Source organism: Bacillus sp. HMSC036E02 (genome assembly GCF_001836235.1).
Lineage (GTDB): Bacteria > Bacillota > Bacilli > Bacillales > Bacillaceae_G > Bacillus_A > Bacillus_A cereus.
Genome location: NZ_KV827831.1, coordinates 1 through 25,941, shown reverse-complemented (window position 1 = coordinate 25,941; position 25,941 = coordinate 1). Strand labels below are relative to the sequence as shown.

Here is a 25,941-nt window from a genome sequence, read left to right as displayed (position 1 = left end):
TTTCATTTATCTATTTCGATATTACAGCTTGCATTACCTTTTCAAATTCCTACTTAATCATATTTCTATCCAATAGCGCTGAATAACTTCACCAGTACGAGAAGAAACTACTTCATTTTCTAACACACCTCCAACCTTTTGAATCGTTTTAGCAGAACCGATATTGGATTTATCGCAAGTTATTAATACTTTCTGCAATCCTAATTTTTGCGCTTCAGCTAATGCAAGTTGTAGTTGTTTCGTAGCGTAACCGTGGCGACGTTTATTCGGATGGACACTATATCCAATATGACCGCTTTCCCGTAATAATTCTGGATTTAATCTATGTCTAATATTCACAAAACCTATAAGTTCCCCTTTTTCAAAACTTAAAAACTGACTAGATGGCACTCGATTAGCTAGTAAATTTTCTCCTAGTTCTTGTTTACTCACTTTTTCAAACCATTCATCAAGAGAATCAAAGTTTTGTAAAGAACTACTTCCATGTGGTTGTTCCCCTGAGTGTAAAAACGCTTGTCTATACGCCGTAATACGCTCACTATATTCATAGATTGGTTTTAATAGTTTCATTGTTCTTCTCCCCCTCTTCATTCCATAAAACAAACACCTTAATAGCAGCTATTCACTATTAAGGTGTTTCTATCCTTTTTATTCAAATAACCCCATACTCAAATAACGTTCACCTGTATCAGGCGCAATACATAAAACTTTTTTACCAACGCCTAGACGTTTCGCTATCATAATTGCAGCGTAAACAGATGCTCCAGAAGATGGCCCAACTAATAATCCTTCTTGTCTAGCTAAATTTCTCATTGTCGTTAAAGCCTCTTCGTCTGCAATTTGAATAATTTCGTTATACACTTCTGTATTTAAGTTTTTCGGAATAAATCCTGGGCTTGTTCCTACTAGTTTATGAGGACCTGGTACACCACCTGATAAAACGGGAGATCCTTTCGGTTCCACTACTGCAATATATAAGTTTGGTAATTTCTCTTTTAACGTTTCACCAGTCCCTGTAATCGTTCCGCCTGTTCCTGCCGTTGCAACAAAAGCATCAAGCTCTCCATCCATTTGTTCGTAAACTTCAAGTGCAGTCGTATAACGGTGAATATTCGGATTAGCTGGATTTTCAAATTGTTGCGGGATAAAACTATTCGGTATTTGTTTTTGCAGTTCTAATGCCTTCGCAATTGCTCCTGGCATTCTTTGTTCTGCTGGTGTTAAAACTACTTCTGCCCCGTATGCTTTCAATAAATTAATACGCTCTTTTGACATATTGTCTGGCATAATTAAAATCGCTTTATACCCTTTAGCTGCTGCGTTCATCGCTAAACCAATTCCTGTATTCCCACTTGTCGGTTCAATAATTGTATCCCCTGGTTTAATGAGACCATTTTCTTCTGCAACGTGAAGTAAATTATAAGCAGCACGGTCTTTCACACTACGTGATGGATTAAACATTTCTAGTTTCACATACACGTCCGCTGCGTCTTCTGGAATAAATTTAGATAATCGGACGACAGGTGTATCTCCTATTAATTCTGTTACGTTTTCACATAATTTCATAGTGCATCCCCTATTCTATCGTTTTCTTATCACTTGGTAATAACCATGAAGTAAGTCCAATTAACGGTAAACAACTACATAATATCATAATGAACTGAAGGCTATATATATCAGCTAACTTTCCTAGTACTACAGCACCTAGAGCACCAAGGCCGAACGCAAGACCTACAATTAGACCTGATACCATCCCTACTTTTCCCGGAACAAGCTCTTGCGCGTATACAACAATTACACTAAAACTACTTGAACTAATAAAACCGATACATAAAAATAAAGGTACGACCCACACAAGTGAGACATGTGGTAATAACAGCGCAAGTGGCGCTGAACCTAACATTGAAAATACGATGATGTTTTTCTTACCAAATCGATCTGCTAACGGTCCCCCGAAGAAAGTGCCTAACACACCAGCAATCATAAATGCGAATACGAAATACTGGGCATTTTTTATAGATAAACCATAATGCTCAATTAAGTAAAATTGATAGAAATTCCCGATACCGGCACCGTACCAAGAGCGCACAAAAGTAAGAAAAACAAGAAGTATAATAACAAATTTAATGTGTGTACTTACAATTGCATTTTCCGCCTCAAGCGCAGCCCTCTTCTTCCTTCTTACAGCGCCGGTTGCTAATTCATTTTTGTACCAATTCGATACGAAAATTAATAATGCAATTCCTACTGCTGCAAATGCTGTAAAACCTAATGAACCAATTTGACCGAGTGGAACGAAAATTAGCGCTGTAAAAATAGGAGCTAAAGAATTCCCCGTGTTTCCCCCAACTTGATAAATCGCTTGCGCTAACCCTCGTTTTGCACCTGCCGCCATATACGCAACACGAGCGCCTTCTGGATGAAAGACTGCGGAACCTAAGCCAATAAATAAAACAGAAATAATAACAATAATAAAGTTTGGTGCAAACGCGAGTCCAATCATTCCAAGCATACTCGAAAACATACCGAGTGGTAATAAAAATGGTGACGGCTTCTTATCTGAATACATACCAAACACCGGTTGCATAATCGATGACGTCATATTTAACGCAAACGCAATCCACCCTACTTGCATATAGGATAAATTCATCGTTTTTTCCAAAATAGGAAACAACGCCGGCACAACTGCTTGCATCGAATCATTTAAAAAATGTCCGAAACTAATCGCAAATAATATTCGATATATTGTCGGTGTTTCTACTGTGTTTTTTTGTGAAACTGCCTGCATATGTGAATCGCTCCTTTCTGTACAAAATATATATTTATTACAGTAGGTGTAATAAATTCTGACTTTTGAAACATTTCTATTCTATACTGCTTTCATTTCTTTTTCCAGAAATATAACTTAACTCCCATCATTGACTTGCATCCTTGTAACTTTCAGCAGTAAAACATTATAGAAAAAGGCAACCCAATCACAAACTGGGTTGCCTCTTACATTAAATTGCAAAACGCTTATACTTCTCATAATCGCTCGTCTTACATTCCACTTCTAGTTTCGTACCTTCATTTTCATAACTCGTTGATAAAACGTGCGCATGATTATTGAAATACGAAACTACCTGTCCGTGATCATACGGAATTAACATTTCACATTTCGTATATTCTTTATAAATATGGGAACGAATCATTTCTACAAGCTCTTCAATTCCAACATGTTTCTTCGCAGATAAATACACGCGGTCTTCTTGTACTTTCGGAATTTCAACATCCACCATATCTGATTTGTTATAAGCATAGATCGTTGGAATATTTTCTACTCCAATTTTCTTTAACGTTTCATTTGTAATATCAATTAATTGTTCATAATTTGGATTTGCGTAATCTACGACGTGAATAAGTAAATCTGCTTCCGCTACTTCTTCTAACGTTGAACGGAACGCCTTCACAAGATGATGTGGTAATTTACTTACAAATCCAACTGTATCTGTTAATAAAAATGATTTATTATCTGGCAAATCAATATTTCGTACAGATGTTTCTAACGTCGCAAATAACATATCTTTTTCAAATACTAGTTTTTCTTCTGTACCATTATAAATTTCAAGCATTGCATTCATCGTCGTTGACTTTCCTGCATTCGTATAACCTACTAATGCTACAACAGGTATTTCATTTTTCTTACGTTGCTTTCGCTGCGTTTGACGCTGGGCAACGAGCGCTTCTAAATCTTTATTCAAAACTGAAATTTGTTCTTCAATTTTACGACGGTCTAACTCTAACTTCTTCTCACCGACACCTTTATTTTTCGTACCAACGCCGCCGCTCTGTCTCCCTAACGATTCACGAAGACCAATTAAACGAGGCATCATGTACTGAAGGTGTGCTACTTCTACTTGCAGCTGTGCTTCTTTCGTTTTCGCACGTTGCGCAAAAATATCTAAAATTAAAATGGTACGATCAATCACCTTACAATCTAAATCCTCTTCTAAATTTCGAATTTGTGAAGGAGATAATTCATCATTAAAGATGACCATATTCGCATCTATTTCTTGTACATACGCTGCTACTTCTTCAATCTTTCCTTTTCCGATATAATGCGATGGATTTACTCGTTGTAAATTTTGCGTTACTTGCCCAATTACCTCTACATCACAAGCTTCCGCAAGATTTGTTAACTCTTCCATCGAATATGCAAAATCATCTTCATTACCTACATTTACTCCAACTAAAACTGCTCTTTGTAATACTTCTTCCATATATTTATTCCTCCATTTCGATTACGTAAAATAAAAAACACAGGTCGCTGCCTGTGTTTTCGTAAACGGATAAGGGTTCACCAAAGAAATAGAAGAAAGCTATGCTTTCATCCTATTTTATAGTCAAAAAGTCCCAAGATCGTATACGTATACACAATAAGCGTTCACCTATACAATCCCATTCTATTTATAAAGGCAAAACAAAAAGAGGGCGTATTCGTCCCTCCCTCTTTTTCACATATAAGCTTAATAAAGGGTTCCTTTAAAATAGGCAGACCAATCCCGTTCACTCTGTACACAGACAGAGCCTTTGAGCGCTATTCAATTATTGGCACAAAGTATTGAGACGTAATCTGATTAAGATCAAAGGAAGCCCCTCCGTTCATTTTAAGTTACATAAAGTGTAGCATAAGTAATTCGCTTTCACAAGGTTTAACAACCTATATCACACTAAAGAAAATCGTTATTTTTTTACTTTAATCGTCATTTTTTGCGAGTTTTTCTCACAATAAAAATAACAAAAGCAATTATCAATTTTAGAAACTTCTCGTATATTATTTTTACAGCACTCGCCAAATTCCTTCATAGTAAGTTAAGTATTATCGTTTTAATACAACAAAAATCTATATTGACATTTTTATAACCTAATATTAGTATCAGGTTATAAAAATAAAAATTAGGAGATGTTCCTATGCATTCTAAATCTCGTATTACTGCAATTGGTACTTATGTTCCAGATCAAATATTGTCTAATAACGATTTAGAAAAGATGGTCCATACGAATGATGAATGGATTGTACAAAGAACAGGAATGAAGGAAAGAAGAATCGCTAGCGAAGAAGAATATTCCTCAAACTTAGCCATTAAAGCAATTAAAAATTTATGTACAACATATAAGAAAAACTTAGAAGATGTCGACTGTATCATTGTCGCTACTACTACTGCTGATTACGTTTTCCCTAGTGTTGCTTGCCAAATACAACAATACTTCAACATACCTCATACACTAGCTTTTGATTTAAATGCAACTTGTGCTGGTTTTACATATGGACTACACGTCGGTAATAGCTTAATCACTTCTGGATCACATGAAAAAATACTTGTCGTAGCGACAGAGACATTATCTAAAGTTACTGATTATACCGATAGAACGACCTGTATTTTATTCGGTGATGGTGCTGGAGCTATTTTATTAGAAAGAGATGAAGACACCCCAAGCTTTATCGCTGCTCACATGGGAACAAACGGTGATGGCGGCATTCATCTATATAGAACAAACTTATCTACTACTATGAATGGCACACCACTGCAAACAAATGAAAAAATCGTTCAAAATGGAAGAGAAGTATATAAATGGGCAACACGAACAGTGCCAAAAGGCATAAAAAATTTATTACATAACGCAAATATGCAAGGGGATGATATAGACTGGTTCATACCCCACAGCGCTAACTTACGAATGATTGAATCTATTTGCGAAAAATCTCAAATTCCAATACAAAAAACATTAACGAGCGTGGAATATATGGGGAATACCTCTTCAGTCACCATTCCACTCGCTCTAGATTTAGCTATAAAAGAAGGGAAGTTAAATAATGGAGACACACTTTTACTATACGGATTCGGTGGTGGTCTTACACATTTAGGACTTATTGTAGAGTGGAATTTAATTTAAGTGTATAAAAAGAGGCTCTAGTCAGTAACTAGAACCTCTTTTTCATTTAATTTCTTGCCCCTTTTCGAGACCATATCACAACAGGAATAAGTAATAACGCTAACACGCCTCCAGCCAATGACAATGCCGCATAACTTGAATTCGCTACTACCATACCTGACATCGCTCCACCAGAAGCTCCAGCTAGCGCAATAAAAACATCTATTTTCCCTTGTGTTTTAGCACGTGTAGACGGTGTTGTGGAATCAACGATTTGTGCTGTACCACTAATCAATCCGAGGTTCCATCCTAGCCCAAGTAAAGACAGAGCAACGATTAATAGTAATAAAGAATCACTTGGCGCTATCGCAGCTATGACACCCGCTGCAAGTAAAATCACTCCACCAGCTATGCTCATTGTAGTTCGGCCAATTTTATCAATTAACATTCCTGTAACGAGAGATGGAAGATACATTGCACCTACATGAAAACCTATCACAAGTCCTACTGCACTTAAACCGTGACCGTGGTGTCCCATATGAACTGGCGTCATCGTCATAATCGCAACCATCACGATTTGCGTAAGTATCATTACGATTGCTCCAACTGTAATACCTCGTTTATTTTCTTTCACTTCTTCTGTTATTGGTTGCCCTTTATATGTATGTTCCTGTTTATATCTTTCTATTATGTTAGCAATAATTAACGGATCTGGACGAAGCATAACAAAAAGAACTAGACCCGCCAGTATAAATGCTGCTGCCGATAGTATGAACGGACCTGCAAGTTTAGGAACTCCAATTGAATGCGCAAAACTACCCATTACTCCTACTAAATTTGGTCCTGCAACTGCACCGAAAGTCGTCATTACCATCGTAATACTAACAGCCGTTGCTCTCTGCTTCTTATCTGCTAAATCTGTACCTGCATAACGAGCTTGTAGATTCGTGGCTGTACCGGCACCATATATGAGTAAAGAAATAAGTAAAAGAATAATGCTATTCGTTAAAGCTGCCATTACAACACCAATTGCTCCAAATCCACCTACTATAAACCCTGTTGCAAGACCTATCCGGCGTCCATATCGTTGCGAAAGCTTCCCTACTATGAAAGCTGCTAATGCTGATCCCAATGTAAACATAGCAGTTGGTAATCCTGCAAATGCATCTGTTCCAAGCATTTGCTGCGCAAGAAGTGCTCCCACTGTAATACCAGCAGCTAGTCCTGCACCGCCAAACATTTGTGAAATGCTGACGATTATTAACGTTCGTTTGTATAATTTTTGTTGCTCTTCTTCTGTGTACACATGATTATCTATTAAAGCCCCTGCCTTATCTAGCAATTCTCCATCCTCCTTTTAAAATTAATCCCTCTTGTTAATGTACTATGTATAATGTTACATATTCAATGGCATTTTCCATTCATACCTTTCATTCTAAAAAACTTTCTAATCATACTCGACTTATCCCATGCTATATTAAAAATACTACTATTCACAATATGCAAGGAGAAAACAATGAAAAAACAGGCTAATAGCAGCCTGTTTTTCTTTACGCATCTTCTACTAATCTTCCCCTTCTCTTGTTACTTAAAGCTTTTCCTTCCCAAAACAACAAACTTACGAAAGCACAAATTAAAATAATTGGCACACTTGCTTTATATAAATCTGTAAAACTCATTGCCATCTGATTCTTGGCATAATGATTCACATCATTCGAAAATGTGAGTACCTCTTTCTTTATACTTTCCTCTTGTTTTTCAACTTCTTTTGTTACTTGCCTCATAACTTCTTCTCTTTTTACATCCCTATATTCTACTGGAACTTTTCTTAATATTTCATCCGTCTTGTCGCGAATCAATTCTTCCTTTTTCTCTTTACTTAATCCCATTGTCATTGCATTTTGTTTCTTATTTATATTCGACTCTAAACTTTGATTCTCTATTTTTTCTTTAGTCATTTGTAAAATTTCAGTTTGCTCAGTACTATTCACATGAATATTCCGCACCTTTTCTTCTGCATAACGATATACTTTTTCTTTATTTATAGTTAAATTATGAGTTAAGTTAGAGACAAATATTGCGACCGCCAATACAATTCCAACCTGTCGTAACATTGATACAACACTTTGAGAAGCAGTTAATAATTCTCCTTCAAACGAAGACGCACTTAAAACTGTAATTGGCCCCACTACTAAGCCATATCCGACACCTAATATCATACATGGAATAATAATTTCTATATTTGTTGAATGAACATCAATCATTTGCAACCAATAGTAGGAAAGCCCCATAACAAGAAATCCTGACAAAATAATAGTTACTTTTCCGAGTTTTTTAATTAAAGTTGCTGCAACTGGTGAGACAAAAAATATCATCGCTGAAATAGGTGTCACTAAAAAAGCCGCTTCAATTTCCGTTCGACCTTGTAGTTTCGTCAAGAACGTTGGAAGCAATACAGTAACTCCAATTAAAAATAAATTACTCAATATAACAACGATTGACGCTCCGACAAACATTCGATCTTGAAATAACTTTAAATTCACCATTGGGTTATGAATCTTTCGTTCTACTAAAATAAATAGAATAAGAGAAATAGTGCTAATTGCATAACAAGACAAAGCAATATTACTTTGCCATCCCCATGTATTACCTTTTACTAATATGAGAGTAAATGAAAAAATTGCTGTGCTACTTAATAGTAGTCCTATCCAATCTATTTTTGAGATAATACGTTCTTCATTTTTTATTTGTAGCATGATGCAACATAACACGATTCCTATTATACAAACCGGAACATTAACGAAGAACACCCATCTCCATCCTAAATTTTGCGTAATAATTCCACCTATTACTGGCCCCATAGCAGCTGACAATCCTTGTGTTACTCCTAAAATTGCAAGTGCAACATGCCTTTTAGCTAACGGCATAGCTGATACACCAATTACCATACTTGTTGGAAATAAAATTGCTGCCCCAATACTTTGTATAAAACGAGAAAAAATAAGAAAATCACCTGTATTAGCAAAAGCGCAAAGTATCGATCCACCCCCAAAAATCACCAGACCAAGAATATACATCTTTGCTTTTCCAAAGATATCAGCTATCCGCCCTAACGGAATGGCAAGTACTGCAATCGTCATTGTATAAACATTTAATACCCAAGACATCTTTTCTAATGAAGTATTTACACTCGATTGTATTGCCGGTAAAGCTATATTCATAATTGTCGTATCAATCATACAAAGAAAGATACCTAGACACATTAAAAAGACAATCTTAATACCCTTTGATTGCTCCATCTTTATATACCCCTTTATTTATTGTGAATGCGTTTTTCATTCTTCTGTTTTATTGTTTTCTTTCGCCTCTAACTCTTCTAATTTTCTCTTCAAAGTCTCCACTTGTGCACTATACGATGCAATACCTACATCTAGTGAAATTTCTTCGACGAAAGTAATACCTATTCTCCACTTTTCATATTTCAATCGAAGATCTGCAATGTACGCTTCTTTTCTTTCAATTTCATCTTTAATCCATTTTTTTATTGTCACATCATCACTATAGTTGCCAAAATACATTCTCATTAAAAAATCCGAACGTAAAACATCCTTCTCTATAGGCGTCTGCATGTATTGATAAAACTCTTCACGTCCTTCATCCGTAATAAAGTACATTTTCTTATTCGGCTTCCCCTCTTGCATGACAACCTCTTTTTTTATTTTCCCTTCATTCTCCAATTGTCGTAATGTTGGATAAATCATTCCAAAACTTCCATCAAAAAAATGAGTAAATACGTCTTCAAACACAATTTTAATATCGTAACCAGACAATTCCTTTTCCATTAATAAACCTAAAACAACATCTCTCCCCTTCAAAGTAAAACCCCCACATAGTATATAATCAATAATCATATTAGTATATAATCAATAATCATATTAACAATGTTAATATGATTATTGATTATATACCTTATTCTGTTAATTGTAAAATGTTTCTAAATAAAAAAGCCCCATAATTTGGTTTCACCAATTCACAGGGCCATTTTCTTATTTACTCTTTAACACCTACACCTTGCAAAACTTCAATATCCTCTTTCATTTCATAATAATAAGAAGGCAATTCTATACCATGTTCTAAGAAATAATCCTCAATGAATGAAATAATAATTTTTAACGTTTTCACACGAGCATACAATTTATCGTTACTTTCAATAATATGCCACTTTGCATTTGGCTTACTTGTTTTTTCAAACATGTCTTCCATTGCTTCAACATACTCATCCTATTTTTCACGATTACGCCAATCTTCGTCTGTAATTTTCCATCTTTTCAAAGGATTTTTCTCTCTATCTTTAAATCTCTTTAACTGTTCCTCTTTACTTATATGGTAGAAGAACTTCCCTATTATGTAATGGTCATCTGTTAGTAGTTTTTCAAAATCATTAATCTCATCATATGCTCTCATCCACTCTTCCTTTGTAGCAAATCCTTCAACACGCTCAACTAACACACGACCGTACCATGAGCGATCAAAAATGGTGATTTGCCCGTACTGTGGAATTTTGCGCCAGAAACGTTGCAAATAATGGTAACGTTTCTCATGAGGTGCAGGCGCTCCAATTGGATTTACTTGGAACCCACGCGGGTCAAGATGTTCCGTCACCCGCTTAATTGCCCCACCTTTACCAGCCGCATCCCATCCTTCCATAACAAGCATAACCGCGATTTTTTCTTCTTTCAAAATTTGCTGTAATGCTAATAAGCGCCTTTGATATTTTTCTAATTTCTTATTGTACTTAGATTTTGATTCAATTTTTTTCGTTAAGTCTACTTTAGCAAGATGTCCATTTTCCATAAAACAAATCCCCCTTGTTGTATGACAATGTTATTTTAACATATTTTTGGTAATTTTTTCATATCCTAAAAAAACTGTGTAGAAACATCTCTACACAGCTTCCTTCTCTAATTTCACATATATAAGCACATTTAACTACATTAAAATAAATAATTTATACTGAACTCTTAGTATATTCTTTTTATTAAAACGTAAAAATAGTCCTTTTAAAAAGGGCAGCAATCTAAGTATAGAAAAACAAATTTATTCTTTTTTACTACATACGTAATTATGCCAGCTATAAGAGTATTGAATAAGATATTGATTCACTACTCTTATAGCCACTTTACATTATATGGTATATTTACTCGTAAAAAGAAGATAATAACAAGTAAATCCATTAAAGAATGGGAGCTCTAAAAAAATGAAACGAAAAATATTAACTCTCTTTACACTTTTATGCTTAGCACTACCAATACAAGCTAGTGCTTACACATTTCAGTCACTACCGATTGCGTCAAAGTCTAAACAATGGTATGTCGAAATTGATAAATCTCATAACTCAAACAAGCAAGCAATCCAGCCAAAGCAAGGTGTATTTGATACGTATAGTTTACTCGTAAAAAACATCGGTCATGATGTATCAAACGTATCTGTGGAAATACTTGATAACAACCCTACCTCTAAAGCTACCTTTAAACCTACTACACCTAATGAAAATATTTCTAAAAGTCATACAAGCTTTGACTACATGGTATTCCCATTAGACTTTAGTAGTCATAATTTTAAAGTTGTAATCACTTGGGAAGAAAAGAATTTCTCTTACAATGGCCATCCGGTAAATGAAGGTAAAAAAATGAAACAAACATTTGTATTTAATGAAGACTAAGTCCTAATTTCTTTAGGGCTTAGTCTTTCTTATGGATACCAATGGATACAGCACTAAAGCTTCCTATGCAAGATTGGTTTAAAGAAAGATTCCCATTATTTTTTTGAAACAGGCACCTTTGAAATTCAACGTGTTTGGGATAATGAGCTAGATAAACAAGTTGCTATAACAATTACACATACGTAAAAAAGCTTGGAATCTCTCCAAGCTTTTCTTACTTCTCCTCTCCTTTCTTAATCTTATAATCAATTTCTAAAAACTTAACTCCAAATATCCACATTCTATGATTAGCTTCTAGTATGTGATCCGTGCGCTCTTTTATAATAAAAGTCTCTGCTAACGGTAAACGGATTGTCAAGAACCGAGTATGTAAATAAATCCCCTCATCTCCCTGACCATTTTCTCTTAACTTACTAGTAATGATTAAATCATGACTATCATTATATAGTTTCAAAATACCAGTCATATTCGAATAAGGTAAAGGTAAGGCGATATTCATATATGTCTCATTCTTATTTGTATGCTTTGAATAAAGAGCTACAAAAATAGATTTACCTGCTTCATTTTTTCTTAGCCAAGCCCTTACATTCTCTCTTCCATCTTTCTCATCTATGACACTAATGATAGAGCCATGCATCGTTTCCCAATTGCCGCCCATTCCTAAATGTATTTGTTCTACACGCTTACTCATTTTCTCATAGCAAAGTGCGAACGGACGGAACCAACGAGCCCATTTAATATTCGATTGCAATTCATACTCTACTGTATTTTCATAAAAATGAATCATACTTAAAGGAACCTTCGTCACATCAAATGCCTCACTATGAAAGTCATTTACTTTATCAACTAAACCGTTGTATTCCTTACTGTCTACTAAATTGCTGCTATATAAATAAGCCTCACCAATTGCCACATTTCCTCTTAACTTACTCATTGGTTTCCCATAGTATTTATAATTCGGAACACTCTTTTCAATCACCCAGCCGATAAATGCCGGTAACGCTACTCCAATTCCGTTGACAACACCATGAATCCAAACCATTTGAGCAATTGTAATCGTCAAGACATGCTTCAAATTCCCGTATGAATATATAAGTGAGAACATAATTGTAACCATGAGTGTAATAGACGAAACGATTAGAAGAATCTTTGCACTGATAGCATTAAATTTTGCTCTCCAAACGTAAAATCCATACCCATAAATTGCACATAAATATAGGAACACTGCAAAAAATTCAAATATTCTTGAGTATGTAATTCCTATTGCAACTGTCATAGGTGAAATCATGATGATAAACATAATAGCATCATACACTTTACTTCTCTTTTCTCTTTTTCTCCCTATTAAACCAGCTGATAATGGCAATAGAAACGCCGAATAATGAAAATGTGCAGCTGTGAGTAAAACAATGTCAGAGCTAAAATGCATAATTGAAAGTTTTGCTACTGAAGCAGAAAACCAAAAACCACCTAAAAACAAATAAATAAACGCACTATCTATGGCGATCTCTTCTAACGGCTTCCATCCTCTTTCTAGCAATCTACTTACACCAAATAACGCAACAATTCCTGTATATACAAACCAAACTAGCGCAAATAAATAGTGATTTGTGACGAAAGCTAGCATTGCACAAATTGCTGCGATTGGATATAAAAATGATACGGATTTATAAAATAATAATTGCGATCCATCTCTTTTTCTTTTATCAATAATACAAAATGACATTGGTATAAATAATAAAACAGATAATAATATAATTGCTTCAACAGGATTTATATTCGACCACTCACATATTAGAAAAACAACATAGCAAGCAAGCCCAAATATTATATTTTTCATATCGTCTATTCCCTTTCCACAAATGTTCCCTTATATGAAAAAAGCGAACCAATTAACGGGTTTCGTACTTGTACATGAATTCGAAAACATTGTAGTGTTTCATCATAACTTTCAACAATTTTTGCCTCACCATACAAGAATTTTGGTAACGGCATTTTTCTTCCAAACATATAAAACCATTGTTTCTTTGAAGAAATATGCATTGCCCCTAACTCATCGATATGAAAATGCAGTGTAGAAACGAGTAAATGTGGTTCACCAAAATAATCTACAATTTCATTTTCGTTTTCATCCAATTGCATAACTGCATTAAAATATCTTTTCTTATTTCACCTATTGATTCCCCTTCTCCAACTATTTCAAGCCCAAATCCAATCTTTGTTTTATAAAAAAACTTCTTTGGTTCTCCTTCTTTTTTCTCTAAATACGAAATTTCAGTAAAGCGAGCATCCCACTCTGTATGTATATCTGGTTCTTGCGTATATTCCCATAATTTTTCCATCGTCGTGTTCATTTTTGTCGCAACATAAATAGGCTGTTTCCTTTTCATTCTCCCCACCTCCTATGCACTATAAGTTTAATGTACATGCAATGAATTTATTTTGCTACATTTTTCACAAACTTCCTCAAAAAAAAAGAAAGAATTTTTAAAATATATACAAAACACTTGATTCCACGAAAAATTTAAATTATTATAAAACAAATGTTACCAACAACTTCATAAATCAAACACTCTCGCCTAAAACGTGAGATAGAGGTTGCGATACTTATGAGTATTCTAATGGAGACACAGAGATGTCTATGAACTTAGATGAAAGGAAGTATTGCCGAAATTGATAAATTTCTCTGCATTTATCAATTGGGGCTGTTTTCGAATAGAAACAGAACTGTCATATGTACAGACGTGTACGTATGAAGAGCTATCTACAAAAAAGAGATATCATTTTTTTATGATATTCCTTTTTTGGCGGTTTTTTTATTAGCTCCGTTTTCTGTTTCCCTTTTCCTGTAACAGCACCATCCTCACTTATTTGAGATGGTGTTTTTTGTTTGTCTTTCTGGTAACTACAGGAGTATTGGGGATTTATATATTTCCTAATCTATTCTTAAAAATAGACGAAAGAAGGAATTTGTAATGGAAACAATTGTTCAAAAATTTGGTGGCACTTCTGTCGGAAGCGTCGAACGCATTCAACATGTAGCAAATTTAATTATTGAAGAATATGAACGAGGTCATAGCATTGTCTCTGTCGTTTCAGCAATGGGAAAAAGCACAGATGAACTTGTCGCACTCGCTAACGCTATCACAGAAAATCCAAGTAAACGTGAAATGGATATGCTTCTATCTACAGGAGAACAAGTAACTATTTCATTATTAACAATGACACTGCAAGCAAAAGGCTATCATGCAATTTCATTAACAGGGTGGCAAGCAGGTATTACGACAGAATCTGTACATAGTAGTGCACGGATTACTGACATTCATACAGATCGTATTCAATCTTATCTTGCTGAAGGTACGATTGTTATCGTAGCTGGTTTCCAAGGTATAAGTGTAGAAAATGAAATTACAACGCTTGGCCGTGGTGGCTCTGATACGACTGCTGTCGCATTAGCTGCTGCACTTAAAGCAAAAAAATGTGATATTTATACGGATGTGACAGGTGTATATACGACGGACCCACGAGTTGTAAAAGATGCTTACAAATTAGACGAAATTTCTTATGACGAAATGTTAGAGCTTGCTAATCTCGGTGCTGGCGTATTACACCCGCGCGCTGTTGAGTTTGCTAAAAATCATAATGTAGTTTTAGAAGTTCGCTCAAGTATGGAACAAGAAAACGGAACAATTGTAAAAGGAGAATGTAACATGGAACAACAATCAATCGTTAAAGGTATTGCATTTGAGGATAACATTACACGTGTCACAATTAAAGGATTAGAACAAGGCTCGCTTTCAACAGTTTTCTCTACATTAGCAGCAGCACACATTAATGTAGATATCATCATTCAAAGTATTACAAATGAAGGAACTGTACACCTCTCCTTCTCCATTCATTCGAATGATTTAAGAGAAACTTTAGAAGTTTTGGAACAAAATCAAGAAACTCTTCACTATGAATCTGTAGAACATGAAAATCACTTAGCAAAAGTATCAATCGTAGGATCTGGCATGGTATCTAACCCAGGTGTCGCTGCAAATATGTTCACTACTTTAAAAGAAGAAGATATTCATATTAAAATGGTAAGTACATCAGAAATTAAAGTGTCTGTCGTTATTGACCGCCTTCATTTAGTAACAGGCGTTGAGGCGCTGCATCAATCATTTATGGCGAAAATTGAGCCTTTAGTGCAAATGAGCTAATCTGATATATTTAGTAATGCTAAAAAAATCATATTAATGTATTACCTTCCTATTAAATAAAAAGCTGTTCGTTAACACGATGCTATATGACATATTAAAAAACACCTTGTCACATTTTCCTATACTGTGACAAGGTGTTTTTGACTGAAAGGAATTTGTAACTACTTAGTAGTATAATTATGAGGATAATTAAATAATAGACTTTTATACATAAGGAGATAAGACTATGGCAAAAAACAAATTACTACGAATGGACAATGTCAGCATCGTTGTAGAATCCCTTGATAACGCAATCTCTTTCTTTGAGGAGATTGGCTTGAATCTCGAAGGTCGAGCCAATGTCGAAGGTGAATGGGCTGGTCGCGTAACTGGACTCGGTTCTCAGTGCGTAGAGATCGCTATGATGGTCACTCCAGATGGCCACAGCCGAATTGAACTTTCGCGATTTCTCACCCCACCTACTATATCAGATAACCGAAATGCTCCTGTAAACGCCCTCGGTTATCTACGCGTCATGTTCACCGTTGAAGACATTGACGAAATGGTATCGAGACTCACTAAGCATGGTGCAGAGCTCGTTGGTGAAGTAGTTCAGTATGAGAACTCGTATCGTCTCTGCTACATTCGTGGAGTCGAAGGAATTTTAATCGGTTTAGCGGAAGAACTCGGTAATAAATAAGTAATGTTTTATAAAAAAGAGGGAATAGCTCTATATTTAAGCTATTCCCTCACTTCTATTAAAACAGATGAATGTTTTCTTTTTTACAAGCTGCACGTAAATCGTCAGGCCATACAGAAGATTGAACTTCACCGATATGAGCTTTACGTAAGAAGTACATGCACATTCTTGATTGTCCAATACCACCGCCGATTGTTAATGGTAGTACGTCTTCTAGTATACCTTTATGGAAATCATACTCACGTTTGAAGTCTTCACCAGTTTTCGTTAACTGCTCATCAAGTGATTTACTATCAACACGAATTCCCATTGATGATAATTCAAATGAAGATTGTAGTACTGGGTGCCAGAATAAAATGTCACCGTTTAATTTCCAATCGTCATAATCAGCTGCGCGTCCGTCGTGCTTTTCACCTGAACGAAGTGCATCACCAATTCCGATAATGAAGACTGCACCATGTTCTTTCGCAATTGCATGTTCACGATCTTTCGGTGTTAATTCTGGATATTTATCTTCTAATTCTTGAGAAGTAACGAAAACAATTTCTTCCGGTAAATACTTTCCAAGGAACGGATATTTTTCAAATAAGTGATCTTCTAAATCTTTGAATATTCCATAAATTGTTTGTACTGTTTTTTGTAAGTAATCGACAGTACGCCATTCTTTTTGAACGATTTTTTCCCAATCCCATTGGTCAACGTAAATGGAATGCGTTGCATCAAGTTCTTCATCACGACGAATCGCGTTCATGTTTGTATATAAACCTTCACCAGCTTCATATCCATATTCATGTAATGCAAATCGTTTCCATTTCGCTAGTGAATGAACAATTTCTAATTCTTCTCCTGAATGTAACATATCAAATTCAATTGGACGTTCTACACCGTTTAGGTGATCGTTTAATCCTGATTTTTTCGTTACGAATAATGGTGCAGATACGCGGAATAGTTCAAGGCGTTTTGCTAATTGGTCCTCGAAAAATGTTTTAACTTCCTTAATTGCAATTTGAGTCTCTCTTACTGTCATTAATGATTGATACATGGTGGTTTCCTCCTAAAATGTTTGGATGTTGTGAAAAGAAGCCAACAAAAAAAGCCCTTCTTTCCCAAAAAACTGGGACGAAAGGCTTTGGTTCCGCGGTACCACCCAAATTAGCAACAGAGGTTGCTCACTTATACAATACGGAGATGAAATATCTCGATACTGTTCTTCTTGTAACGGCGAAGTTCCCGGCTAAGTCTACTTTCCTATAAAGGATTTCGGTTAGCAACTCCAGGAGGTTCTTCATAATAGGCTTCGTATCAGGCTCACACCACCCCTGACTCGCTTAAACTACGTCCTACTACTACTCGTCCTTTCATAGTCGTTTTGTTGTCACATCTCTGAAACATTTTATTAATGATTATTCTATACAAAAAATAAAGAAAGTCAACAAAAAGTTTTAAAATATTTTTCAATTCTTTATTTTACGGCTTTATTGATTGTTGTTAATTTAACATCTTTACTTTTTCTGCCTCGTCAATCCAAAAAATGTTTCACTGACCGAAACTAACGTATACACAATAATTAATGTGATCGTTCGGAATATAGAATCCGCAGTATTTCTTATTATTTTCATTTTCTTTATAATTCCTTTCAGTTTACTTGCAATTTCATGATATACTATAGCATTCAAGCAGTTTATTTTTACTTAAAGCAATCATAGTCATTTATAAAGAGTATTTTCTAAATCATTGACTATTATCAAATAAGATTTTTAAATAACGGAGTGATCATATGAGTAAAACGAAGGCAAAACCGAAAAAAGGTGTAGGACAAGGTACAGGAAGTAAAGGATGGAACCGTTGGCAATCAAGTGCAAAGAAAAAGGCAGCTGCAAAGCCATACAAAAGTAAAGGTACAAAGAAGTAATTTAAATAACATTTGATTTCTTTACTTTGTACAAAACAAAATATAATTATTACAACAAAAAGCTATGCTTTCACATGTGAAAGCATAGCTTTTTCATATTAAATCATTAAAATATCTCGTATTTCTTCCTCCGTGATGGATGCTAATTTTTCTTCTCCCGGCTCAATCACTTCAGCAATTAAATTTTTCTTACTTTCTTGCAGTTCATGCATTTTCTCCTCAATTGTTCCCTGAGCTACTAGCTTTATAACTTGCACTGTATTTTTTTGTCCCATTCGATACGCTCTATCGGCCGCTTGTTGTTCAACAGCTGGATTCCACCATAAATCGTATAATATTACTGTATCTGCACCAGTTAAATTAAGTCCGGTACCACCAGCTTTTAAAGAAATGAGAAATAGATCTCCTTCTCCTTCGTTAAACCGATCGCACAGCTCTACACGTTCCTGCGCTGGTGTACTCCCGTCTAAATAAAAGTATGGAATTGCTTGTCGATTTAACTCACGACCAATAATGGAAAGCATCTTCGTAAATTGAGAAAAAATTAATATTCTCTTCCCTGTACTTCTACATTCCTCTAAAATCTCTAACAGTTGTTCAAATTTAGCTGAACTTCCTTTGTAATCATCAACAAATAAAGCAGGATGACAACAAATTTGTCGCAATCTCGTTAAACCAGCTAAAATTCTAATTTTATTTTTACGTAACGTATCTTTGTCTAAATGCTTTAACGTTTCTTCCCTTAGCTTCGCTAAATAAGCAGCATAGAGACTCTTTTGATCGGGTAATAACTCCGATGATTGTAAGTGCTCTATTTTCTCTGGCAACTCATTTAATACGTCCCCTTTTAATCGTCTTAATACGAATGGTTTCACTCGCTTCGCTATATCTTCACGCCTTAAATCACCGAACTCTTTTCTTCCTGGTAATAATTCTGGGAAGACGACATGGAAGATAGACCATAGCTCTTCTAATGAATTTTCTACAGGTGTACCCGTTAGCCCAAAACGGTATTCAGCTTGAATTGTTTTCACAGCTCTTGCCGTTTGCGTTGTAGGGTTTTTAAACGCCTGCGCTTCATCAAGGAATAGTGTATGAAATGGTCTTGCATATAATCTTATATCTCTTCTCAGTAATGGATATGACGTAATTACGACATCAAATTCCATTATATCTTTCAAAATTTTCCGGCGCTCTGCTTGGTTTCCATCTGCAATAACTGCTCTAATATGCGGGGCGAATTTTTTCAATTCACTAAACCAATTATAAACAAGAGATGATGGTGAAACGACTAATATAGGTAGTTTCTTTTCTCGAATCTCAGGCAAAACAGAATCTATAAAAGCAATGCTTTGCAACGTTTTTCCAAGTCCCATATCATCTGCTAAAATACCGCCAAAACGGTAATGAGCAAGTGTTTTCATCCATTCGAACCCATATACTTGATACTTTCTCATTTCTGCATTTAAAGTATTTGGCACAGCAAACTTTAATTTTTTCGGGTTTTGAATGTTTTCTACTAACTCTTGAACAGAATCATCTAAACTTAAAACATTGCCTTCATGAAGTCCGTTCATCCATTTTACACTCCGAATAAGTGGAACATTTACCTCTTCTCCATGTAAAAATTCTTTCCGAATACCTGATTCTTTTATAAACTGATTAATTTCATTAAACTCTTTACTCTCTAGCGATAAAAACGAACCGTTCGCCAATCGATAATATTTACGTTTCTCTTCAAGGGCCGCTAATACACCTTTAATTTCTGCTTCTGGTATTCCTTTTATATCAAAACGAAATGACAACCAATCAATTCTTTCTTTTCTTCTCACTGTAATAAGAGGAACTGCATCCCCTTTACTAATTCGCAATTTGATTGCTGTCGTCGCATAAATATCAACTAAACCTTTTAATGTTGGCACGACGTGATATAAAAAGTTATACTCAGCTTCTTCATTATGCATAAAGTAACCGCCTTCTGTTTTTGCAAAGGCACTTTCACTCATAATGTCTAAAATCTCTTTTTCCTTTTTCTCATCACGATTAAAAACAGACGGCTGTCCATCCTCTTCTAGCGGATTAATCATGACGTTCCCATAGTGAAATTCAAGCCCTGCTAATAAGCGACTTTTCACGCGGTCTAAATACAATTTCGCTTTTAGCGAAGGTGTTTCAACACGATCCGATATTACTTCATCAATGTGTACAGTTCCGAGCTTCATTAATCCTGGTACAACTTTCGCGACGAAATGTTCCATCTTACTTTCTGGAATATAAAACTGATTACTATTTGAGCGACTCATCATCTTTTGTAATTCAATAAGTCGCATACAATCTTCAATGTGTAAGTGATATAATTTCCCATCGTAAAGTGCATTGTTATACATATCCATAACTTGTACACGATTTAAACCATCTATATGAAGTGTAAATCCGCCATTATTTCCCTTCGTAAATTCAAAGTGTAACGGCAACAACCCTTTTGAAACTTGTAATCCCTGAAACAGTTGTTCATTTTGTTTCAGCTGTACATATTCAACTTTAGAAAGTGAAGAGAGCATATCTTTCCATGAAGCTGGTGGTATAAATATCATACTTTCATCTTGTTTCGCATGTACTTCTAGCGTATCTTCATACATTTTTTCGTTATGATACATTTTAATGAGCTGCTGAATAATCGCATCCGTTTCTTGTTTAAAACTATGTACATCTGGTGTATATGTAAATTCATTTGAACAATGAAAAGATTCCCTTTTCTCCACCTTAGAAAGAAATTCTCTAATATGATTTATGAAATACACTTTGGCAAGTTTCAATTGAATTCCAAGAAGAGCCCCACCACTTCTCGTAGCTACTGGTGTACATATAAACTCAATATCTAATATTTCACGTGTATCAAAACGGTGTTGTTTACTTTTTGGCCTCAGTGGTTTGTCTGCAAACAGCTGAAACATACCACTTGTCAATTGATCATTTCTGCTACTAGTGGAGCTCATTCTACCTGTTTGTTGATTATAGTTTATTTGTATTAATACTGCTGCAACATGTTGACAGTACGTTTGAAAAGACGCTAATGAAGGACAACTACATTTTGCAACAACATCACCCTTTTTGGCTTTTGCTACTGTAACATGGAAATCCTCGTTCCCTTTTACTGTCGCCTCACAAATTTCTTTATTTTCATCGTACTGATCTATTATCACTTTATTTGATTTATAATAGGCTTCACCTCTTTTATATGAGGTCTCTCCGCACACTTCTTTAATAATCGATTTATTCAATGTGAAACTCATTGCTTTGACACTTCCTTAATATAAAACCATTTTCTCTTACTTAACATTTTACATGCTCCACGAGAAAATATAAAATGTTGATTTAACAAAAGAAGATGCTTATTTATAAGCATCTTCTTCACTCTATCTCCATCAACCTCTTCGCCTCAAAATACAACACTTGAATAAACTTTTTCGTATTAATTCGCGTATGACCAGAAGATGCGAGTTCATCTTTCGTCATTTCTGTCATCCGTTTTCTAACTACGGTAAAATCGAAAAATTTTGGAGCATAGCTTTCAAATTTTGGATTTGAAAAGTCTGTTAATCCTAAAGAAGCCAAATGATTTAACGACTGATAAATAGCTCGACGTACTCTTTGTTCAGACGCTTTTTTCTCTTTATCAATATCCGCCTCTAAAGCTAAATCCCCTAATTTTCTTATCGTAATATGATGGAAAATTTCTTTTAACGCAGGAAAGCCAAACTCAAATGTCTGTGCCTTTTCTTGACCATATAAATATTCCAGCATACTAAGTAAATCTTTACTTCCATTCTCTCCCGCAATACCGAGTTCTGATAGTAAAAAGCGCCCTAAATCCCCTATCTTTTTTCCTTCTTGCACTGGTTCAGTACGCAATTGCGGTTTTTCCCACTGAAACACGTTATTCAATGATTTTTGAATATCGTGTATAGAACGCTCCAATCTAATACGCTCCATCACTTTGCGTACAACAGATACAACTTCGATTTTATTTAATGGTTTTGTAATATAATATTCTACACCAAGTGTATATGCCTCACCTATAAGCTGCTTCGATTCCACTTGAGAAATCATAATGATTTTCCCCGTGAAAGTTGACGCAATGTGACGAACTGTTTCAATTCCGTCCCTCATCGGCATCAACAAATCAATAAATAAAATATCTACTTTTTTAAAATTTAGTTGATCCGCCTCAATAAAAGCTCCGTCATCCGCCTCACCAATTACTTCTCCAAGATCTCCATCTTCAATAATTTGCGAAAGCATCGAACGGAAAACTTCATCATCGTCTACGATATAATAAAACAAATCTATTCCCCTTCCCGCTTTAAACTACCCTCTGGTAAACAAACGATAAACTTACATCCTCTTTTATTTTCTCGGCCTTCTAATCTCACTTCTCCGCCTAGCTCTGTTACCATTTCATTTATGTAAGAAAGCCCAATACCAGTTGACGGTGTTCCCGTTTGATCATACTTAGAAGTAAATCCTGGCTTAAATACTAATTTCTTATATTTTTGTGCAATACCAGGTCCATCGTCAATTACTTCAAAAAATATATGTTGATCTCTTTTATATAGCTTAATAATAATGACACCTTTATCTTCAATTGCTTCAACTGCATTTGCAGCGAGGTTATTAAAAATTGATAGAACTGTATACACGTGGTATGCAGCATGCTCACCTTCTATATGTTTAGAAAAACGTATATCCTTTTCTAGCATTTCAGCATACTTCTCGTTTATTCTAACAATCATTTCTGCTAACTCATGTCCTTCTACATATTCAGCCACATTTTTATCTAATAACAGTTTAGATAATCCTGCAAATATCCTTTGATTATCCTTTTTTATTTCATGCACTTCCCCCGCTATTTTCAATGCTGTTTTACTACTTGAATCAGCGCTTACTTGTAAATTTCGATATAGTTGATATGCTTCTTGTGTAATTAACTCCGCATTTTGTAACGTCTTTTTCAAATGAACAGATTCCACATATAAATTAGAAAGATGCATTAACATATTTTCATTTTCTTTTCGAACTTGCGATTCTTTTAATTTCGTTTCATATAAATTCATCATATTTAAAAAACCAAGTGCAAAGAAACTACGAAAAATAGCAATAATGATGAGTTTATTTACTTCAGAAATCGTTATTGTTGTACCTAGTACTAACATGTGATAAAACGCAAGTTCTGACATACTTGCAACAATTTCAATTGAAATCCCAAGGCATCCAATAATGATTGGTTTCTGATGGAACTTATTTACCCTGCAAAGCGAAAAAAAACTGCCATAAATAAAATAATAGAAGAACACAGGATAACGCAAATAAAATGATTCTGTCATATGAAATGAACCTTGCATGATCCAGTCAAGACATACTCGGAATAAGACTACAGATATACCAACAAGAATACCTGCAACTCCTGCTGGTACTCTTCTTAAAAATAATAATAAAAAGAAGAATAGCGGTGTACCGAAGCTAACTCGAAACGTATCATTAAAGGGATGAAAGTTCAGCTCCCCAGCAATCGGAACAACGACCATTAATATAATTAAAAGGGACATATCTTTCTTCCATAATTGATTCCAATTCAAAGGTGACACTTCCTATACTTTTTTTCAGTAGTAAAAGCGAAAGCCCGCTTATTGTTATAAACGGGCTTTTTTTCTATATTCTAACCTTTTCTACCGCTTTTATTTGGCGATACTCTGGCTTCCACATTGCTTCTTTCACTGCCATCTTGATATCGTTATCACTTAAGTTCACTCTTGCAACACCTTCTGCAACTGCAACTTTAGCTACTTCAATTGCAACCATTTCTGAGATATTACGTAATTCTTCGACCTCTGGTAAAATAGGTGCTCCTGGCTGACTTGTATCTACCATACTTGCAACTGCCTCAGCAGCTGCTGCGAACATTCCATCCGTCATGACACTTGCTCGTACTACAATTGTTCCAAGACCAAGACCTGGGAAAATAAGTGCATTATTTGATTGTCCAATCACATACGTTACACCGTTATATGTAACTGGTTCAAATGGACTTCCTGTTGCAACTAACGCTCTTCCTTCTGTCCACTCGATTAAATCTGCTGGTTTTGCTTCAGCAAGTGGCGTCGGATTCGACATTGGTAAAATAATTGGTCTTTCTACGTGAGAAGCCATTTCTTTAATAATCTCTTCTTTAAATGCACCTGCAACAGTAGATGTACCAATTAAAATTGTCGGTTTTACATGTTTCACAACTTCAGCAAGTCCGATCACATCATTTTCTTTCCACTCACTTACTTCTGCTTCTTTTCTTGCGTACGGAATTTGGAAATCAAGAAGATCTTCCATATTATCTGTAACTAACCCGTTACGATCAATACACCAGAAACGCTTATATGATTCTTCTTCAGATACGCCTACGCGGACCATCGCATCTCTAACTTGATCTGCGATACCGATTCCAGCCGTACCAGCACCAAATACAACAACGCGGTGTTCACTTAGCGGTACACCAGAAGCTTTCACTGCCGATAATACTGCCGCAAGTGAAACTGCACCTGTACCTTGAATATCATCATTAAACGTACAAACATCATGACGATATTTATCTAAAATTTTTCGTGCGTTACGAGAGCTAAAGTCTTCCCAATGTAAAAGTGCTTTCGGGAATTGTTTGTTTACCGCTTGTACAAACGTATCAATAAATTCATCGTAAGCTTCACCTGTTATACGAGGGTGACGATTTCCAATATAAAATGGATTGTTTAATAGCTCCTCACGGTTTGTACCTACATCTAAAATTACCGGTAATACACGACTAGGATCGATTCCAACTGCAGCAGTGTAAACAGCTAATTTTCCGATTGCGATGTTAATACCACCAACGCCCCAGTCACCAATTCCTAATATGCCTTCTCCATCTGTTACAACGACTAAATCAATGTTCTCAGCTGTTGCACCGATATTCGTGAATGCTTCTTCGATACCTGATGGATCGTTAATTGATAAATAAACACCACGTGGTTTACGATATTCATGACTATATCTTTGAATTGCTACACCGACAGTTGGTGTATATACAATCGGTAACATTTCACGTAAATGATCTGTTAATATACGATAAAATAATACTTCATTTCGATCATGTAACGCAGTTAAGTATACATTCTTTAATAAATCATCCGGCTGAGAACTAAATTGTTCGTATGCTCGGCGTGCCTGTTCTTCTAACGTTAAAACCGCTGGCGGTAATAACCCTTTTAAACCTAACTCTTCTCTTTCATTTTGTGTGAAAGCTACCCCTTTATTTAAAAGTGGTGTTGATAATACTTCTGCTCCTCTTAATGTTGTTTCTAATGCACCATTAGAAGCTACTGTAAACTTGCTCATAACATCCCTACCTCTATTCATATATAGCATTTCTATATTGTAAACAAAAAAGAGGGGATTGTCCCCCCTCTTCTTTTAATTTTTCTTT

Annotated in this window: 18 protein-coding genes, 4 pseudogenes, 1 riboswitch and 1 other annotated feature; of the genes and pseudogenes, 6 read left to right on the top strand and 16 right to left on the bottom strand. The window is 35.3% G+C overall.

The window, feature by feature from the left end; all coding sequences use genetic code 11:
• Window positions 1–57 precede the first annotated feature (57 nt).
• The 4 genes from HMPREF2590_RS09485 to hflX form a co-directional block, all read right to left on the bottom strand.
• The gene (locus HMPREF2590_RS09485; protein ID WP_000771294.1) at window positions 58–570 is read right to left on the bottom strand and encodes a GNAT family N-acetyltransferase; all 513 of its coding nucleotides are present in this window, start codon (window positions 568–570) and stop codon (window positions 58–60) included.
• Between the two features lie 78 nt (window positions 571–648).
• Window positions 649–1,566, bottom strand: a complete 918-nt coding sequence (gene cysK, locus HMPREF2590_RS09480; RefSeq protein WP_000762281.1) for a cysteine synthase A — start codon at window positions 1,564–1,566, stop codon at window positions 649–651.
• Between the two features lie 10 nt (window positions 1,567–1,576).
• Window positions 1,577–2,788 carry an MFS transporter gene (locus HMPREF2590_RS09475; RefSeq protein WP_001149411.1) on the bottom strand — a complete coding sequence of 404 codons (1,212 nt, stop codon included), beginning with the start codon at window positions 2,786–2,788 and terminating at the stop codon, window positions 1,577–1,579.
• A 211-nt stretch (window positions 2,789–2,999) separates the two neighbouring features.
• Complete coding sequence (gene hflX, locus HMPREF2590_RS09470; RefSeq protein ID WP_000393278.1) at window positions 3,000–4,259, bottom strand: GTPase HflX; 1,260 nt, start codon at window positions 4,257–4,259, stop codon at window positions 3,000–3,002.
• A 691-nt stretch (window positions 4,260–4,950) separates the two neighbouring features.
• On the opposite strand from hflX, the gene HMPREF2590_RS09465 reads away from it, so the two are divergent.
• Complete coding sequence (locus HMPREF2590_RS09465) at window positions 4,951–5,934, top strand: ketoacyl-ACP synthase III (protein WP_000555756.1); 984 nt, start codon at window positions 4,951–4,953, stop codon at window positions 5,932–5,934.
• A 46-nt stretch (window positions 5,935–5,980) separates the two neighbouring features.
• Here HMPREF2590_RS09465 and HMPREF2590_RS09460 read toward each other — a convergent pair whose 3' ends face one another.
• The 4 genes and pseudogenes from HMPREF2590_RS09460 to HMPREF2590_RS09445 all read right to left on the bottom strand — a co-directional run bounded on the left by HMPREF2590_RS09460 (window position 5,981) and on the right by HMPREF2590_RS09445 (window position 10,767).
• The gene (locus HMPREF2590_RS09460; RefSeq protein ID WP_000884517.1) at window positions 5,981–7,255 is read right to left on the bottom strand and encodes an MFS transporter; all 1,275 of its coding nucleotides are present in this window, start codon (window positions 7,253–7,255) and stop codon (window positions 5,981–5,983) included.
• 208 nt (window positions 7,256–7,463) lie between these two features.
• Window positions 7,464–9,212: an MDR family MFS transporter gene (locus HMPREF2590_RS09455; protein ID WP_000438104.1), complete on the bottom strand. Its 1,749-nt coding sequence runs from the start codon at window positions 9,210–9,212 to the stop codon at window positions 7,464–7,466.
• 36 nt (window positions 9,213–9,248) lie between these two features.
• On the bottom strand, window positions 9,249–9,788 hold the full coding sequence (locus HMPREF2590_RS09450) for a PadR family transcriptional regulator (RefSeq protein WP_000678330.1): 540 nt from the start codon (window positions 9,786–9,788) through the stop codon (window positions 9,249–9,251).
• A 175-nt stretch (window positions 9,789–9,963) separates the two neighbouring features.
• Window positions 9,964–10,767: pseudogene (locus HMPREF2590_RS09445) on the bottom strand (polyphosphate kinase 2 family protein).
• Between the two features lie 403 nt (window positions 10,768–11,170).
• On the opposite strand from HMPREF2590_RS09445, the gene HMPREF2590_RS09440 reads away from it, so the two are divergent.
• Window positions 11,171–11,635 (top strand): hypothetical protein, encoded by a 465-nt coding sequence (locus HMPREF2590_RS09440; protein ID WP_000823345.1) that lies wholly within the window; start codon window positions 11,171–11,173, stop codon window positions 11,633–11,635.
• Between the two features lie 29 nt (window positions 11,636–11,664).
• A pseudogene (locus tag HMPREF2590_RS09435) lies at window positions 11,665–11,821 on the top strand (DNA mismatch repair protein MutT); the annotation flags it as partial.
• Window positions 11,822–11,849: 28 nt separating this feature from the next.
• Here the strand turns inward: HMPREF2590_RS09435 and HMPREF2590_RS09430 are convergent.
• The 3 genes and pseudogenes from HMPREF2590_RS09430 to HMPREF2590_RS09420 all read right to left on the bottom strand — a co-directional run.
• Window positions 11,850–13,475, bottom strand: coding sequence for a YndJ family protein (locus tag HMPREF2590_RS09430; protein ID WP_050821764.1), 1,626 nt, complete (start codon window positions 13,473–13,475; stop codon window positions 11,850–11,852).
• Between the two features lie 5 nt (window positions 13,476–13,480).
• Window positions 13,481–13,804, bottom strand: a pseudogene (locus HMPREF2590_RS09425) (DUF4166 domain-containing protein); the annotation flags it as partial.
• Window positions 13,792–14,025 (bottom strand): annotated as a pseudogene (locus tag HMPREF2590_RS09420) (hypothetical protein); the annotation flags it as partial. The pseudogenes HMPREF2590_RS09420 and HMPREF2590_RS09425, both read right to left, overlap by 13 nt.
• 194 nt (window positions 14,026–14,219) lie before the next feature.
• Window positions 14,220–14,406: riboswitch (Lysine riboswitch) on the top strand.
• Between the two features lie 204 nt (window positions 14,407–14,610).
• Here HMPREF2590_RS09420 and HMPREF2590_RS09410 point away from each other — a divergent pair.
• Window positions 14,611–15,840 carry an aspartate kinase gene (locus HMPREF2590_RS09410; protein WP_050821763.1) on the top strand — a complete coding sequence of 410 codons (1,230 nt, stop codon included), beginning with the start codon at window positions 14,611–14,613 and terminating at the stop codon, window positions 15,838–15,840.
• A gap of 226 nt (window positions 15,841–16,066) precedes the next feature.
• Window positions 16,067–16,519, top strand: coding sequence for a VOC family protein (locus HMPREF2590_RS09405; RefSeq protein ID WP_001107261.1), 453 nt, complete (start codon window positions 16,067–16,069; stop codon window positions 16,517–16,519).
• Between the two features lie 58 nt (window positions 16,520–16,577).
• Here the strand turns inward: HMPREF2590_RS09405 and asnA are convergent, their stop codons facing one another.
• Window positions 16,578–17,561 (bottom strand): aspartate--ammonia ligase, encoded by a 984-nt coding sequence (gene asnA, locus HMPREF2590_RS09400; RefSeq protein WP_000284914.1) that lies wholly within the window; start codon window positions 17,559–17,561, stop codon window positions 16,578–16,580.
• A 70-nt stretch (window positions 17,562–17,631) separates the two neighbouring features.
• Window positions 17,632–17,890 (bottom strand) — a binding site (T-box leader).
• A gap of 406 nt (window positions 17,891–18,296) precedes the next feature.
• Between asnA and HMPREF2590_RS09390 the strand changes: the two genes are divergently transcribed.
• On the top strand, window positions 18,297–18,431 hold the full coding sequence (locus tag HMPREF2590_RS09390) for a DUF3934 domain-containing protein (RefSeq protein WP_000047588.1): 135 nt from the start codon (window positions 18,297–18,299) through the stop codon (window positions 18,429–18,431).
• Window positions 18,432–18,529: 98 nt separating this feature from the next.
• Here the strand turns inward: HMPREF2590_RS09390 and HMPREF2590_RS09385 are convergent, their stop codons facing one another.
• The 4 genes from HMPREF2590_RS09385 to malS form a co-directional block, all read right to left on the bottom strand.
• Window positions 18,530–21,724: a DEAD/DEAH box helicase gene (locus HMPREF2590_RS09385; protein WP_050821762.1), complete on the bottom strand. Its 3,195-nt coding sequence runs from the start codon at window positions 21,722–21,724 to the stop codon at window positions 18,530–18,532.
• A 118-nt stretch (window positions 21,725–21,842) separates the two neighbouring features.
• Window positions 21,843–22,775, bottom strand: a complete 933-nt coding sequence (locus tag HMPREF2590_RS09380) for a response regulator (protein ID WP_000500302.1) — start codon at window positions 22,773–22,775, stop codon at window positions 21,843–21,845.
• A 2-nt stretch (window positions 22,776–22,777) separates the two neighbouring features.
• Window positions 22,778–24,076 carry a sensor histidine kinase gene (locus HMPREF2590_RS09375; protein WP_002004878.1) on the bottom strand — a complete coding sequence of 433 codons (1,299 nt, stop codon included), beginning with the start codon at window positions 24,074–24,076 and terminating at the stop codon, window positions 22,778–22,780.
• A 64-nt stretch (window positions 24,077–24,140) separates the two neighbouring features.
• Complete coding sequence (malS, locus tag HMPREF2590_RS09370) at window positions 24,141–25,853, bottom strand: oxaloacetate-decarboxylating malate dehydrogenase (protein WP_016109742.1); 1,713 nt, start codon at window positions 25,851–25,853, stop codon at window positions 24,141–24,143.
• Window positions 25,854–25,941: the final 88 nt, after the last annotated feature.